The 14,723-nt window shown below is 71.6% G+C and carries 14 protein-coding genes and 1 pseudogene; 9 read left to right on the top strand and 6 right to left on the bottom strand.

Annotated features, from left to right (window positions below; all coding sequences use genetic code 11):
- Nucleotides 1-240 precede the first annotated feature (240 nt).
- Complete coding sequence (locus ACTWPW_RS59510) at nt 241-684, top strand: hypothetical protein (protein ID WP_443174295.1); 444 nt, start codon at nt 241-243, stop codon at nt 682-684.
- 29 nt (nt 685-713) lie between these two features.
- Here the strand turns inward: ACTWPW_RS59510 and ACTWPW_RS59505 are convergent, their stop codons facing one another.
- Complete coding sequence (locus tag ACTWPW_RS59505; protein ID WP_443174294.1) at nt 714-830, bottom strand: tetratricopeptide repeat protein; 117 nt, start codon at nt 828-830, stop codon at nt 714-716.
- A gap of 37 nt (nt 831-867) precedes the next feature.
- Here ACTWPW_RS59505 and ACTWPW_RS59500 point away from each other — a divergent pair, with 37 nt between their 5' ends.
- Entirely contained in the window at nt 868-1,005 is a 138-nt protein-coding gene (locus ACTWPW_RS59500) for a hypothetical protein (RefSeq protein ID WP_443174293.1), read from the top strand.
- Here ACTWPW_RS59500 and ACTWPW_RS59495 read toward each other — a convergent pair.
- Both ACTWPW_RS59495 and ACTWPW_RS59490 read right to left on the bottom strand, forming a co-directional pair.
- The gene (locus tag ACTWPW_RS59495; RefSeq protein ID WP_443174296.1) at nt 1,002-1,205 is read right to left on the bottom strand and encodes a recombinase family protein; all 204 of its coding nucleotides are present in this window, start codon (nt 1,203-1,205) and stop codon (nt 1,002-1,004) included. The two genes, ACTWPW_RS59500 and ACTWPW_RS59495, sit on opposite strands and share 4 nt — an antisense overlap.
- Before the next feature lie 45 nt (nt 1,206-1,250).
- The gene (locus tag ACTWPW_RS59490; RefSeq protein WP_443174292.1) at nt 1,251-2,477 is read right to left on the bottom strand and encodes an MFS transporter; all 1,227 of its coding nucleotides are present in this window, start codon (nt 2,475-2,477) and stop codon (nt 1,251-1,253) included.
- 56 nt (nt 2,478-2,533) lie between these two features.
- Between ACTWPW_RS59490 and ACTWPW_RS59485 the strand changes: the two genes are divergently transcribed.
- From ACTWPW_RS59485 to ACTWPW_RS59465, 5 genes are all read left to right on the top strand, one after another.
- Nucleotides 2,534-2,896: a winged helix-turn-helix transcriptional regulator gene (locus ACTWPW_RS59485; protein WP_375119241.1), complete on the top strand. Its 363-nt coding sequence runs from the start codon at nt 2,534-2,536 to the stop codon at nt 2,894-2,896.
- A gap of 384 nt (nt 2,897-3,280) precedes the next feature.
- Nucleotides 3,281-3,628 (top strand): hypothetical protein, encoded by a 348-nt coding sequence (locus ACTWPW_RS59480; protein ID WP_375119242.1) that lies wholly within the window; start codon nt 3,281-3,283, stop codon nt 3,626-3,628.
- A gap of 493 nt (nt 3,629-4,121) precedes the next feature.
- Complete coding sequence (locus ACTWPW_RS59475) at nt 4,122-6,407, top strand: S1 family peptidase (RefSeq protein ID WP_443174291.1); 2,286 nt, start codon at nt 4,122-4,124, stop codon at nt 6,405-6,407.
- Between the two features lie 56 nt (nt 6,408-6,463).
- The gene (locus ACTWPW_RS59470) at nt 6,464-10,006 is read left to right on the top strand and encodes an ALF repeat-containing protein (RefSeq protein ID WP_443174290.1); all 3,543 of its coding nucleotides are present in this window, start codon (nt 6,464-6,466) and stop codon (nt 10,004-10,006) included.
- Nucleotides 10,003-10,512: a hypothetical protein gene (locus ACTWPW_RS59465; RefSeq protein ID WP_443174289.1), complete on the top strand. Its 510-nt coding sequence runs from the start codon at nt 10,003-10,005 to the stop codon at nt 10,510-10,512. Before ACTWPW_RS59470 ends, ACTWPW_RS59465 begins: the two co-directional genes overlap by 4 nt.
- A gap of 11 nt (nt 10,513-10,523) precedes the next feature.
- Here ACTWPW_RS59465 and ACTWPW_RS59460 read toward each other — a convergent pair.
- Nucleotides 10,524-10,766, bottom strand: a pseudogene (locus ACTWPW_RS59460) (transposase); the annotation flags it as partial.
- Between the two features lie 402 nt (nt 10,767-11,168).
- Nucleotides 11,169-11,768: a TetR/AcrR family transcriptional regulator gene (locus tag ACTWPW_RS59455; RefSeq protein ID WP_443174288.1), complete on the bottom strand. Its 600-nt coding sequence runs from the start codon at nt 11,766-11,768 to the stop codon at nt 11,169-11,171.
- 95 nt (nt 11,769-11,863) lie between these two features.
- Here ACTWPW_RS59455 and ACTWPW_RS59450 point away from each other — a divergent pair, with 95 nt between their 5' ends.
- Both ACTWPW_RS59450 and ACTWPW_RS59445 read left to right on the top strand, forming a co-directional pair.
- Entirely contained in the window at nt 11,864-12,637 is a 774-nt protein-coding gene (locus ACTWPW_RS59450; RefSeq protein ID WP_443174287.1) for an SDR family NAD(P)-dependent oxidoreductase, read from the top strand.
- A gap of 81 nt (nt 12,638-12,718) precedes the next feature.
- Nucleotides 12,719-13,468: an SDR family oxidoreductase gene (locus ACTWPW_RS59445; protein WP_443174286.1), complete on the top strand. Its 750-nt coding sequence runs from the start codon at nt 12,719-12,721 to the stop codon at nt 13,466-13,468.
- Between the two features lie 729 nt (nt 13,469-14,197).
- Here ACTWPW_RS59445 and ACTWPW_RS59440 read toward each other — a convergent pair.
- The gene (locus ACTWPW_RS59440; RefSeq protein ID WP_443174285.1) at nt 14,198-14,371 is read right to left on the bottom strand and encodes a hypothetical protein; all 174 of its coding nucleotides are present in this window, start codon (nt 14,369-14,371) and stop codon (nt 14,198-14,200) included.
- Nucleotides 14,372-14,723 lie beyond the last annotated feature (352 nt).

Here is a 14,723-nt window from a genome sequence, read left to right as displayed (position 1 = left end):
AGCAACGAGGCTCCCGGTTGGGGCATCGGATCTTGGTCGACTGCTGTCTTATCGGGAGTCTCCTCTCATCCGCCACTGCTTCCCGCAGACCCAACCCGACCAGTGCCGTCACGATGGAAAGAGCTCACTGTTCCGAAGATGTTCTGTGCATATACCGCCCTACGGCACTGTGGCAGGCGGTCACTCAGGTGACCGTGCTGGGCTCCACAGGATGCGACGACACCGGAGATGGGAAGGTTCATGCGCAAAGGACAACGGCTCGCGTGGTTCATGGCGCCGGCGATACTCGCTTCGGGGATAGTGGTCGGAGGCAGCGGAATGTCGACCGCCGGCGCCGACACGGTCAGGCCCTACCTCTACTGGTCGCAGACCAGAGGGAAATGTGGTGGTGTGTGGACGAACTACCTCGGGACGAGGACCTACAATCCGAACGCGCACAGCGTCAAGCGGCTGAAGAAGACCGAGACGACGTCGAGCAGCATGACGAAGATCTACAACCAGAACGGTGTACGTAAGGCCAAGGTGTACGACGTTTGCACGCACGGACGCATCGTCCGCAAGTTCAATCCGACGGTTTACAGGCACCGGTCCATCAAGGTGAGCTACGTCTGTTTCGCCGGTCGCTGCCGAGTCACCAGCACCCTCTACGGCAGCTGGCTGAGCGGGACTGGCACCCCGCTGTAGCGACTCATCCGCCCTCTCGCCGCCACGGGTCACCGGACGGTGCGGGGGCGGAGGGCGTTGGTGCGGCCCACCAGGTCGTTGCGCTGTTCCTGGGTGGCGGCAAGCCGGACCAGGGCGCGGTAGCAGCTTTCCAGTCCGAATCGCACGTCGCGCTCGTTGAGGCGGTAGCCGAGAACGGACGCCGTGGAGCTCGCACAGGCCCGCCTCCGGCTGTCCCAGACGCTGGCGGAGACTCCTTACGCGCTGATCGACCGCCTCGCCGGGTGCCTGGTCCTGCAGTACGCCCAGCACGTCACGCGCATCGCCCGCCTGACCACTTAACAGGTGGCACGGGCGGCTTTGAGGACTTCGGCGGTGACGACGGTGGGACGTCCCCCGGTGCGACCTCGCGCTTTCGCGGCGGCCGGGCCCTCATGGGTGCCGGCGACGATGAGCTCGCGGACGAATTCGGCGAGGGCGGCGAAGACGTGGAAGACGAGACGGCCGCCGGGAGCGCCCGGTGTCCGTGGGCATGTCGGGATCGGTCGACCAGGGCATCAACTGCTGCGCGCCACCCAGTCCCGTCTCTAGACACCTCCGATGCGGCTCCGCGCCGCTGGCACCACTCTGCCGATCGTGGTGGCGAGCGTGGCTCCGAGGACGCTGACGCCGACCAGGGTCAGCCAGATCGCGGCTGCCCCGGTGGACAGCAACCCGGAGAGCGCGGCCGGAGCGACCGCTCCTGCGACAGTCACGGCGAGCTGGTTGAGGGCCAAGTACCGGCCGCGGAGAGCGTCTGGGGCGCTCTCCGCGGCGACAGTCGACGTGATGGGGCCGCCGAGGATTTCACCGAAGGTGTAGCTGCCTGCACCGAGCAACACGACGCAGACCGCGAGGGCGAGCGCAGCCACGTGGTCGGCGGCGAGGAACAGGAGGTAGCCGACCGCGAAGCAGGCGTGTCCGGCGACGAGGACGCGGCTGCGGATCCGCCCGCGGAGCCACCCGAGGACGATGCCTTGGCCGAAGCCGACCATCAGGGTGTTGAGCGTGAAGACCATGCCGGCGGTCCAGCCAGGCAGTCCCAGCGCGTCAACGGCGTAGACCGGTATCGCGATGTTGAGGGCGAACAAGGAGATCGCGAAGCACAGTTGATGCGCGACCAGTGACAGGTACCGCCGGTCCCGGAGCACGCGCCCCCAGCCTCCAGCAGCGTCCTGGCCCGCCTCGGGACGGACATTCGGCACGGCGCGCATCAGAACGAAGGCGGTGACATAGGACAAGGCGTTGACGATGACGATCCCGGCGTAGATGCCGTGAATGCCGAAACTGACCGCGACGGCGGAGAGGAGGCCGCCGAGTGCGTAGCCGAGGTTGCGTACCGACCCCAGAAGACCGAACCAGCGCTCGCGCCGGCCGGGCGCGGCCAGCGCCGTGACGGTCACGCCGTAGCAGCTGAAGGAAACCGCCCGCCCGGCACTGTTCAACCAGGCGAAGATGGCGATCTGCCATGTCTGGTCCACGAGGAGATACCCGGCGAAGCCGAGTGCCTGGGCCAGGTTTGCCGCCTGCAGTACCGGCTTGGCGCCGTACCGGTCGACCAGTCCTCCGACCAGAGGACCCGCCGGGAGCGCCAGCAGCCCGGCCGTCGTCAGTGCCGCGCCCACCTGCACCAGCGTCAGCGGCGTCGTGGCCAGGAAGTACAGCATCGAAACGGGGACGAAGACGCCGGTGCCGATGGAGTCGATGATGATCGCTGCGACGAAGCGGCCGTGCCGAGCTATCGATGGACGGACCGTGTGATCGGGAATAGACACAACCCGGGACGGTATAGATTCTATACCGGTATACACAACGCTACCGGGAGTCGTGCATGGGTAAGGCCTACAACATCATGGCCGCGACCTGCCCCAGTCGCACCGTTCTGCACCGGATCGGGGCGCGCTGGACGGTGTTCATCGTCAACGCGCTGGACAACAGGCCGATGCGATTCACCGAGCTCAAGGCGCACATCCGGGGGATCACACCGAAGGCGCTCACCGAGACGCTTCGCGCGATGGAGTACGACGGTCTGATCTCTCGCACGGAGATTCCCGCAAATCCGCCGCATGTCGAGTACGCCCTCACCGACCTCGGTCGGTCGCTGCTGGCACCCCTACGTGCCGTCCGGGAATGGGCCGAGAGCCACGTCGCCGACATCGAACGCGCCCGCGCACAAGCCGACGCGCAACGGTAACCCGTTCGCCGATTGGTGCACCGCCGACACCCCGGCAGGGCCTTCGAACGAGATCCTCCTCGGCGTCGCGAACCGCTGGATCACGCAGCGGTCGCAGCCCCTCGCGAGGCTGGGAGGCGGCGAAACTGTACGCGGCCGAGGGATCGATGTGCCGCCGGCTCAGCGGCGACAGCCGGGCCACGTTCTTGGGCCTGCGTTTGTGCACGTCAGGCAGATCCGACCGGAATTCGCCGGAACACGGGAAGGTCGACCCGATTCTGAGGCCCGCTCAGCCGTCTCGTACAGCGAACCAATCCAGTAACGCTCTGTTGCTGTTACGTGACTCTCTGCTTCAATGAAGGGTCTGCCTTCGCAGGCATCTCCGAGAGCAAGGAGTGAGCGCACATGCCCGTCCTCCGCAAGGCCGCTGCCGTAGCCGCGCTGGTCATGGCCGTTACCGGCCTGCCCCTGCCCGCTTCCGCCACGAGCGCTCCACCAGCCGCAGCCGGCTTCCCCTGCCCGCCCGTGCTGGGCATCTGCGCCTACGACGTGGACGACACCCTCAGAGTGCTCTTCGACGACGAAGCCGACATCGTCCCGCCCATCGTCCGGGCGGCCAACTACAGCGGCGACCCCTGGTGCTTCTACAACTGGTTCGGTTACGGCGGTGACCGCCGAGAGCTCGCCCCGGGACAGGTCGTCCACGACTTCGGCTTCGTCGTCCGCGCCGCTCGACGCGGACCGTGTAACTGACGGAAGCGGCGGCCACGGCCTCCACCCCGCGCACCGGCACCACCGCCTCCAGCAGGCCGAGCGTCGGTGCGCTCCCATCCTGCTTATTCGGCATCGCTGGAGTTCCCTTCCCTGCCTTGGAAGACGTTGCCCCGGCACGGGCAGGGCGACCGCGGCCGGTGGCACTCGTACGCAATGGAACGGGATCCGGCGAGGCTGTCTAACCAGCGCGAACCGCCTAAACTCCGGATCCCCGTTCCAAAGCCCTTTCCGCCCCGAGACCTCCGCAGGCATCCCCGCCGCGCACGACCCCGCCGCCCGCCGGACGCCCGCCCGGACCGGGTATGGGCGGACAACGATCCACGCGCCGCAGGCGATGGTGTCTCCTCGCCCGTGAGCTGCGGTGACGCCGTCATGAAGCAGTTCTGAAGGCAGTGACCGCGATCGTCGCCTTCGGGGCGGTTCGTGTGCGACCGCCGTGATCGGTGATCGGTGATCGGGGTGGTGGTCGTTCATGCGTGTTCTGTTACGGCGCGGCTTAGCCGGACTGGTGGCCGGCGGGGTGATGGCCGCCATGGCGCTGGCGGCCGGTCCGGCTTCCGGCCTCGCGGGCGGGGCGGCGGCGCCTGCCGACGGTTACGGGTTCGTGGCGGATGTCAGGGTGGGCAGCGCGGTGCGTGGATGTTCCGGCGCGCTGGTCGATCCGGAGTGGATCGTCACGGCGAAGTCCTGTTTCGTCGAGGGGTCCGACCCCGTGCCGGTCGGCCCGCCGTCGCAGCCGACCACCGTCACGGTCGGCCGCGAGGACCTGACCAGCATCGGTGAGGGGCAGGTACGCGGCGTCACGCACGTGGTGCCGCATCCGGCGCGTGACCTCCTGCTCGCCAAGCTGGCCAGTCCGGTGGTCGAGGTGACGCCGGTACGGGTGAGCGCGACCGCGCCGGCGCCCGGCGAGGTGCTGCAGGTGGCCGGCTTCGGGCGGACGGCAACGGAGTGGGTGCCGGAGCGGTTGCACAGGGCGCCCTTCACGGTGCACACCGTCAACGCCGGGGCCGTGGAGATCACCGGCGACCCGTCGGCGCCGGCGACCATCTGCAAGGGCGACGCCGGCGGGCCGGCGGTGCGCAGCGTGGCGGCGGGGTTCGAGCTGGTCGCGCTGCACAGCGCGTCCTGGCAGGCGGGCTGCCTGGGGACCAGCGCGTCAGAGACCCGCACGGCGGCGGTCGAGGTGCGGCTGGACAACGTACGGGACTGGGTGCGGCAGACCGTGCGCGGGGGCACGTTCGTGCGGCTGCCCACCAGCGCGGCGGCCCTGGACACGCGCGCCGGGCTGGGCGCGCCCGCTGGGGCGCTGGCCGCGGGCCGCCTCACCCCGTTCCAGGTGACTGGGGTGGGTGGCATCCCGGCGACCGGCGTGAGCGCGGTGCTGGTCGACGTCACGGCCGTGACGACCGCGCCCACGTACCTGACGCTGCTGCCGGAGGGCGCACCGCGCCCGCCGCTGTCGATGGTGAACACCACCGCGAACCAGATCATCTCCAACACCGCGGTGGTGCCCGTGCCCGACAGCGGGAAGATCGCCGTCTACAGCCACGGCCCGGGCGCGCACGCCATCGTCGACGTCCAGGGCTACTACACCACCTCGGGCAGCACCGGGCGGGGCTTCGTAGCAGTGGATCACAGCCGGCTCGCCGACACCCGCAGCGGTCTGGGCGGCACGGCCGGCATCGTGCCGGCGGGCGGCTCGCGGACGTTCACGCTGACCGGTGGCGCCATTCCGGCCGGGGCCAGTACGGCGTACCTGGATCTGATCGTGACCGGGGCGACCCGGCAGGGCTGGGTCGGCGCGTTCCCGCCCGGGGGCACCAACAACCGCAGCGTCATGGACTACGTGCCCGGCACGACCGCGCACGGCGTGGCGGTGCAGCTGGGCACGGACGGGCGGGCGACGTTCACGAACAACGGCGGTTCGGCGGTGCACCTGGTGCTGACCGCGCTGGGCTACTTCACCGGCAGCGCGGACAGCGGCGCGGGCCTGCGGACGATCCCGGCGGTGCGCCGGCTGGACACCCGCGAGGTCGGCACGGGCGTGCCGCTGCCGGCCAACAGCACGATCGACGTGCCGCTCGGCGTGCCCGCGGGCACCACGGCGGCGCTGAACCTGACGGTCGTCGGCAACACGGCCGACGGGCACCTGAACGCGTGGCCGCTCGACGGCACCGAGGCGAGCACGTCGCTGGTCAACTACGCGCCGCCGGCCGACGGCGTCCGGGCGGGGCACACCGTGGTCAAGGTCGGCACCGGCGGCAAGATCAGGATCAGGAACGACAGCCCGGGTTCCGCGCACGTCCTGGTCGACCTGCAGGGCTGGTACGCCGCCGACCTCGTGCCGGCCGGAGGCACGTCAGCGGCCCAGACGAAGGCGGCCGAGGACGTGAACGTGCCGGGTTCGGTGGTCGAGGACTTCCGGTATCCCGGGGCGGAGTCCATCGAGGAGATCGAGCTGATCCGCGGCGACGGCCGGATCACGCTGGTGGAGTGCACCACCGACCCGCAGCTGATCACGGTGGAGAGTGTCGGCCGGTCGAAGTTCTGCTTCCGGGTCAAGGGCGACACCGGCTGGCTGAGCCTGCGGCTCGACTCCGTCTTCCTGGTCGGTTCCGGCGACCAGGTCGTCGAGGCGACCATCACCGCCGACGGCGAGGAGCAGACGGTCGTCGTGCCCGAGGGCCAGGTGCGGCCCACCGGCACCACGGACCCGGACTTCGCGGTGCTGCTGGAGCTGCGCGCCTCGCCGTGAGCGCGGGCGGGCTGAGGATCCGAATCGGCGCACGTCCTTGATGAGGGGAAGCGATCGTGAAGGCGACGCGTGTGTGGCTCGGTGTGAGACGCGTGCTGGTGGCGGTGCTGCTGGCGCCGCTGCTGGCGACCGGCACGATCGCCGTCCCGGCGGCGCACGCCGCGGAGCCGGCGGCCGCGCGGGAGCAGGCGCTGGAGCTGATGAAGGCCGCCGGACCCGGGGTGGCGAGGGCGGCCAGGGCCGCGCTCCTGGGCACGGACGAGGACGTCCGCCGGTTCCTGGAGGACGACCTGCCCGGCCTGCGGGCACAGGACGACCGGGTACGGGTCGCGCAGCTCATGCAGCTGAGCGGCCCGGCCATGGTCCAGGCCGGGCAGGCGGCGCTGGCCGGCGGTGCCGAGCAGCTCCGGGCGTTCGTCGAGTCCGGTTACCGGCCGGTCCTGGGCCAGGACCGGCGGATCCGGGTGGCGAACCTGATGGACGTGGGCGGCCCGTCGACCCGGCAGAGCGGCCAGTCAGCGTTGACCGCGGGCGACACCGCCGTCGTGGAGTTCCTGCTGGACGGCCGGTACCGGGCGGGGGAGCAGGACGACCGGATCGAGGCGACCAAGCTGCTCGCGACGGGCGGGCCCGAGGTAGTACGGGCGGCGCAGGTCGCGTTGCAGGGCACGCCGGAGGACGTGCGGGAGTTCCTCGGCCACGGCCAGCACGTGGCCAGGGCACGCGACGAGGAGATCTCCACCGTCGCGCAACTGGCCGAAGTGGCGCGGCAGGCGCAGCTCATCGCGGAGGAGCAGACGCAGGCCGCGAAGGTGCAGTCGGAACGGGCGGTGAAGGCGGCCGAGCTGGCCAAGGAGGCGGCGCAGCGGGCGGCGGCGGAGACGGCGCAGGCGGGTGACTCGGCGAAGCGCGCGACCGAGGCCGCGGGCCGGGCCGCGGACGCCGCCTCGCGGGCGGCGGCGGCAGCGCAGGACGCCATCAACGCGGCCAACGCCGCCAACCAGGCGGCGCGGGTCGCGGCCGGCGCCGCCTCGCGGGCCGCGACCGCGTCGGTCCTGGCCGGTCAGGCCGCCGCCCGGGCGTACCAGGCGGCGGCGGACGCGGCGACCAACGCGGGCAAGGCGGACGCCGCCCGGCAGGCGGCGCAGCAGGCGCGGGCCGCGGCGCAGGCGGCGGAGACGGCAGCCGACGCGGCCAAGGCGGCGGGTGAGGCCGTCACCCAGGCCGGGACGGCGGCGCGGGCCGCCCAGGGGGCGATCGCGAACGCGGAGGCCGCCGCCGCGGCGGCCGAGGAGGCAAGCGGCCACGCTAACGTCGCGGACTCGGAAGCGGCTCGTGCTCGCCGGGCGGCGGCTCAGGCGCGGGCCTACGCCGCCCGCGCGAACGCGTCGGCCAACGCCGCCGAGTCGCTCGCCATGCAGGCGGCGGCAGCGGCGCGGGACGCCGAGTACTGGGCCCGGGACGCCGCCGCGCACGCCAGGGCGGCGGCAGCGGCGGCCGACGAGGCCGCCGAACACGCCGGCGAAGCCGCTGAGGCCGCCCGCCGGGCCACCGAGCACGCCAAAGCGGCCGGTCGCGCCGCAGCCACCGCCGCGGCCGCGGCGGCCAGCGCGGAGACGGCGGAGCGCACCGCCAGGGAGGCGGACGCCGAGCGGTTACGTTCGGAGACCGCGGAGAAGCTGGCCGCGGCCCGCGAGACCAAGCAGGCCGAGCAGTCCGAGCAGGCCGCCATCTCGTGGGACGCCCCCGAGCAGAGCCGGATCGACGACGTGACCGCGCGGCACCTGGCCGCGGCCACCGCGCCGGGAGCCGGCGCCGAGACCGTCCTGGAGCAGGGCCGCAACGCCGCGATGCGCCTGCTGACCGCCGGCGGCACCTGGACCAGGGCTGCCGCGGCGGCGGCGCTCACCGGGTCCGAGGCCGACCTGCGGCGATGGCTGGACGGCAGCCGCGCCGCGGCCGCCGAGCAGGACGACCGCGACCGCGTGGTACGCCTGGGGGAGACCAGCGACAAGGCCGCGCTCAGGACCGCCGCCGCGGACGCGCTCGCCGGCTCGCACGCGCAGGTCGTGCAGTTTCTGCGGCTGCCCATGTACGACGGCAAGATCCAGGATGACCGGATCGCCATCGCCGAGGTGATGGCGACGGGCGGACCGGCCACCGACGCGGCTGCGCAGGCGGCGCTGAACGGCACCCCGGCCGACGCGCACGAGTTCCTCCGCAGCGGGCAGTACGCCGCGGCCGAGCAGGACGACCGGATCGCCGTCGCCGCCGCGATCGAGGCGGGCGGCGCCGAGGTGGCCGCGGCCGGGCAGGTGGCGCTCGCCGGCCCACGCCGGTACCTGCGCGACTTCCTGCGGCTGGGTCACTACCAGGCGGGCCGGCGGGACGAGGACGCGGCTCTCCACGTCGCCACCGTGCGCCGGTACGTCGCCGACGCGGCCCACTCGGCGGCGATCGCCCGCAGGGACGCCGCAGAGGCCGCCCGGGTCGCGGCGATCGCCAACCAGGCCGCCGACGACGCCGCGTACTGGGCGGACCAGGCCCGCCAGGCCCGCGAGGCGGCCGAGGGCTTCGCGACGCAGGCCGGGCAGGCCGCGACCGAGGCACGCCAGTCGGCGGACCAGGCGGCGGCCTCCGCGCAAGCGGCGCGGGCGGCGGCGAACTCGGCCCGCCAGGCCGAACAGGCGGCGGCCCGTTCGGCCGCCCGCGCCACCACGTCGGCCGCCCAGGCCCGCGCGTCGGCGTCCGCCGCCTGGGACTCGGCCGAGCAGGCCAGGGCGCTGGCCATCGCCGCCGGTGAGAGCGCGGCCCAGGCCGCCCAGGCCGCGCTCGACGCGCTGCAGTTCGCGATGGACAAGAAGCGGCAGGAGGACCAGGAACGCCTGCGGAACACGCCGCCCGCGAACCCGCCGAAGGTGATCGAGTACGACCACGGCACGGTGCTGGTCACCTTCAACGGGGACTGCTGGCTGAACGGCTACAAGCTGCCGCGATCCCTCGGCGTGGAGTCCTGTGGCGAGCTGGCGACCGACTTCGACGACTGGCTGGACACGTACGGCGCGTTCTTCATGCTGCACGTGGTCGACGAACGCGACCTGCCCGCCGTGCTGCTCAAGACATACTGCACGTTCCAGCGCAACCACGGCACCGACGTCTGCGGCAACCTCCTGCGGCAGCAGCTCGACGACGTGCCGATGGCGCCGATGGGCGAATTCAGCGGGCCGCCCATCGGGCGTTTCCCGTGGCGCGGCGGGCATGTGCCCGGGTCGCCGGCCTTGGCGAACCTCGACGACCTGGGCAAGATAGAGCAGCACCTCGCTCGCCTGGACCATTCTCCCGCGAACGACGCCATGATCGCCCGGATCCGGGCGGCGGCGGCCGAGGGCAGACCACTGCACATCAGCGAGTCCAACTTCATGCGCCACGAGCTGACCGAGAAGATACTCATGGACACGGGCATGAGTTACGACGACGCGCATCGGATCGCCATGCAGATGCATCCCACCTTCGCCAACTATCATCCAGAGGTGATCGACCAGTTCCCGGAACTCTTCAACCAGGCCTGGCGCAACTACTGGGGTCTGGGGCCTCGTTGATCATCGAACAGGGGAACATCCGGGTGGCGGTGCTGGCCGATGAGGTGATGGCTCTCGCCGGCCGCGAGGTCACCGTCACGCTAGTGCCCGCGAAGCCTGCCGCCCGGCCGGGCGTGCGGCGGGCCTCGGTCGAGTTCCATCGCCGGGTCGGCGGCCTTCCGCAGCGGGCGATGCTCGGCGGGACGATGACGTGGTCCGGCGGCGACGCCCTCAGGGTGGAGGTGCTGACATGCGGCCGGATCGAGCTCGACGCGGCGCCCTCGTACGCGGGCGCCCTCGGCCGGCCGCTGGTCCCAGGGCTTCCCGCCGAGTTCTGCGCCGCTGTGACGGCGGGCCTGCTCGCGGAAGCCGATCAGGCCGGGACCATGGTGGTGGACCGGGCCGCGTACGACCCGGTGGAGTCCTCGATCGTGGCCTTCCGCGCCGCCGCCGTGCTCCTGGCGGCGGTCCTGCTCGGGTCGGACTCCGGGACCGCGATCCGGGCCAAGCTGGAGAAGTTCCGGTAGCGGCGGGCGCCTGGCTCCAGGCGGATCGCGTCCGGCAGGGCGGCCCAGGAGGTGCGGCCGGGCTCCCGCGCGGCCACGATCGAGTACGGCCAGCCCGGAATCATCCGGTGCTCGTTCTTGCCCCGGCCGTAGGTGTGGCAGTACGAGCGCCTCGGCGCTGTGGCCGCATCGGGACGCAACCAGGGTGAGACGTCGACCGCCGGCACGAGCCGTCCATTGGCGGCCCGCGGAAGCGGCAGCGCGGACAAGGCCATGCGCACAAGGCCGTGCGCGCCCGTGCGATGTTGAGGCGACCGTGGTTGCGCCCGTCGTACAACGCCCTGTGCCGACTCCGATGCTCGAGGGCCGGCGCCGGCCATCGTTATCTAGGGTTGTTGGCGCCTTGGTTCTACGGCGATGTGTTCCGCCTGCCGGGTGAGACGCTGGCGGTGGGTGATCCCCGCTACACGGCTGCTGACCTGGTGGCGGGCGGCGGCGGAGGTCGGGCCGGAAGTGGCGCCGCCGGGCGGCGACACTCTGGCCCGTGCGCCGCGGTCGGTACAGGGCGGGCATGGGGTAAGGGCGCTGGTCACGTTGGGCTCGCCGCTCGGCATGCGCCTTCGGTGAGTGGGTGATCGGGGTTCGTTGGAACTTCCGCGATCGCTACCGGGACCCCATTAAGCACGGAGGGCGTCGACCAGGGCGTCGACGGCGGCGAGCGCGGCGGAGGTGTCGAGCCCGGCGCGGGAGACCAGGGAAAGGCCCTGGACGGTGAACAGCAGGAGCTGCGCCTGGGCCTCTGGGGTGGCGGCCTGGGTGACCTCACCGGTGGCCTGCGCGCGCCGCAGGGCGTCGGCGACGATCTGGGTGAAGCGAACATGTGAGCGGGCTACGATCTCGCGGGCCTCGGCATCGTGCGGGACCAGTTCGGCGGTGGTGTTGCCGATCATGCACCCTTGCGGAACGCCGACGTCGGAGGCGTACTCCTGCACCCGGGCCGGATGAGTGAGCACCCCGCGCAGCGCCGGCAGCACCGGCCCGGACTCCAGCGCCGTGATCAGCTCGCGCTCGTAGGTGTCCCAGTACAACTGGACCGCCGCCAGGTAGAACTGCCGCTTGTCGCCGAAGGCGCCGTACAGGCTGCCCCGCTCCAGGGCCAGTGCGTCAACCAGGTCCTGAACGGAGGTCGCTCCGTAGCCCCGGGACCAGAACAGCAGGAGCGCACGCTCCAGCGCCTCGTCCTTGTCGAAGGCGCGGGGGCGCCCTGTCCGTGCCATGTCCCCCAGGTTACGACTTTTTGACCGCTTGCACAAAATGCCTTACGGTGAGGCCGAGCGACTTATTGAACGACCACACGGAAGTCTGCCGGCACATGAGCGCGCCGGCGGACGAGAGGCAGGACCCGATGGACTTCAACGGGAAGACGGCGCTGATCACCGGATCGGGCGCCATCGGCGGGCTCGGGCACGCGACAGCGAGGATCCTCGCCGCCGGCGGGGCCAACGTGATCATCACGGGCACCGACCCGGATCGTGGCGCCCAGGTCGTGGACGACGTACGGGCCGGCGCCGCCGGGACCGTGCGCTTCATCCCCGCCGACCTGGCCGACCCGCAGGCCGTGCAACGGCTGGCCGATGACGCCGGGGCGGTGGACATCCTCGTCAACAACGCGGGCATCGTCCCGTTCAGCGCGACCGCCGACCAGGACCTCGCCGGCTACGACGCCGCCTTCGCGGTCAACGTGCGCGCGCCGTTCGTCCTGGTCGCCCGGCTCGCACCGAAGATGGCCGCCGACGGGGGCGGCAGCATCGTCAACGTCAGCTCCACCGCGGCCGCCCTGGGCATGCCGGCGATGTCGGTCTACGGCGCCACCAAGGCGGCGCTGGAGTCGCTGACCCGCACCTGGGCGGCCGAGTTCGCCGCCTCCAACGTGCGCGTCAACGCCGTGGCGCCCGGCCCGATGACCACCTCCAAGGTGGTGGCGGCCATGGGCCCGGACCTCGGCGGCATGGGGCTGACGACCGCGCTGAAGCGCGCCGCCGACCCGGCCGAGGTCGCCCAGGTGATCGCCTTCCTCGCCGGCGACCAGTCCGGCTACGTGACCGGCGCCGTCGTGGCCGCCGACGGAGGCCGCACCGCCATCTGACGCGGGGCACGCTCCGGTCCCTCCGCACAACCACCGTTACCAGAACCACGCGCTCGGGCGCGAGTGAGGAGATTGAGGTCAATGGGTCGTCTTGAGGGCAAGTACGCCCTGATCACGGGAGGGTCGAGCGGCATCGGATTCGAGACCGCCCGCGAGTTCCTCGCCGAGGGCGCGGCCGTCGCGATCACCGGCCGCTCTCGCGAACGTCTCGAGGAGGCCGCCCGGCGGCTGGGCGGCCGGGTGCTGCCCGTGCTGTCCGACGCCGGCGACGTGCCCGGCCAGGCGGCGCTCGCGGCGCGGCTGCGGCAGGAGTGGCCGCGGCTCGACGTCGTGATGAGCAACGCCGCCGACGCCACCCACCTGCCGATCGAGGAATGGTCCGAGGAGGCGTTCGACCGGCTCGTCGCCACCAACCTCAAGGGGCCGTTCTTCCTGATCAAGGCCCTGCTGCCGCTGTTGTCCCGGCAGGCGTCCGTCATCCTCGTCGGCTCCGTCTCCGCCTTCATCGGGCACGAGAACGCGGCGGTCTACGGCGCCGCCAAGGCCGGCCTGCTGTCCCTGTCGCGCGGGCTGACCTACGAGCTTAAGGAGCGGGGCGTCCGCGTCAACGGGCTGAGCCCGGGGCCGACCCTCACGGACACGTTCGCCTCACTCGGCCCCGAGCGGCAGGCCGCCCTGTACGACGAGCTGCGGCGGACCGTGCCCCTGCATCGCATCGGCACCGCCACCGAGCTGGCAAAGGCGGCTGTTTACCTGGCCTCTGACGAGTCCGCCTACACCGCCGGCACCGTCCTGCGCGTCGATGGCGGCATCGGAGAACTCGCCTACTGACCTCGATTCGTCAGCGGTCCTGCCCACACTCTCGGTTGTGTGGATTGGCGAGGTGTTTCATAAGCGATGGCCAAGTACACGAGTGTGGAGAAGTGCCCCTCGCCCGGCGCGAAGTACATCGTCGCCGCGGGCTACGAGCGGGCAAACTGGTAGCCCCTTCCAACGCTTGAAGAGCCCTCACCGTGCAGGTGGTGAGGGCTCTTCCTCCGTCTTTCCGCGCAGCGCACCGTCCCGACTCAGATCCGCGCAAGCCTCCGCCAGGCGATGCGCAGAGTAACAGGCCGACCGCCCCCGTGACCTCTCGCACGGTGGGCCGTCCAACCGGGCCGCCAGAGGTGGTTCCGAAGATCGAGGCATGGCTCCCCGCCAACGTCTCCGACTCCTCTGATCGCCGAACGCATCCTGCGCGGCTTCCGACCGTGCCCCGGTCACCCGGCGGCTGGCGGCCGCCCCTCCTGCTCCGCGTGCGGCGATCACTCCGCTGCCTACAGCCAGGCCGCGCGCATGGCGCTCGGCATCCACTGGAAGCTGTCTGCGGGGGCCAGTTCCTGATCGTGGTGCGGCGGCCCGCGCTCTTGAGGGGCGTTGCCCTGCAACGCGGAACGGCCCGCCAGCAGGCTTGATGCTGACGGGCCATCGATGTGCCGGGGGTGCTCGTGCGAGGGAACTCCAGCGCCCAGCCACTGGGAGAGTCGCCGGCTATCCGGTCCCGCCGCGCCGCACCCCGCGTCAGGCCGTGATGGCGGACTGTACCGGCGGCGAGGAGACCGGCCACGCCGGGATCGGCAGCGCCGAACCGTGGAACCAGAGCTGCCAGGACCAGACGGTCTTCTCTATCGGCTCGTGAAGATGTGGCGGCCCGCCGCAGCATGCTCGCGTCCGCCCGTCGACAGAGATCGACATGGGCACACCTCGACGTAGTGCCGGGGAACCGATGCAGCATGCCACCTGGAGAAAGGGGCCGTGTTCCCGCGCGCCCGGTCATCGCCGCCGCCGTAGCCGCCAAGGCCCGCCGAGCCGCCCGGACCGCGGCCCCTACTCAGGAACCAGAGCCGGCCACACCAGAGGACCTGTCGCCAGCCACAGTACAGCGCCGACCCGGTTACTCGTGTGGCGGCTCCCCACCTTAGCTTGCGATTTAAGCAGGTCCGGGCATCGGTGCAGGTGCGTCCAGATCGCGCCCGATGTTGTGGCATATCACCATGTAACGGGATGTACCGGAATGTGACTGCCGCGCTACGGCGTGTCGTGTCAG

The organism is Nonomuraea sp. KM90, assembly GCF_052246675.1.
GTDB lineage: Bacteria > Actinomycetota > Actinomycetes > Streptosporangiales > Streptosporangiaceae > Nonomuraea.
Note: the sequence above shows the minus strand (reverse complement) of the source record. Positions and strands in the feature narration are given on the sequence as shown.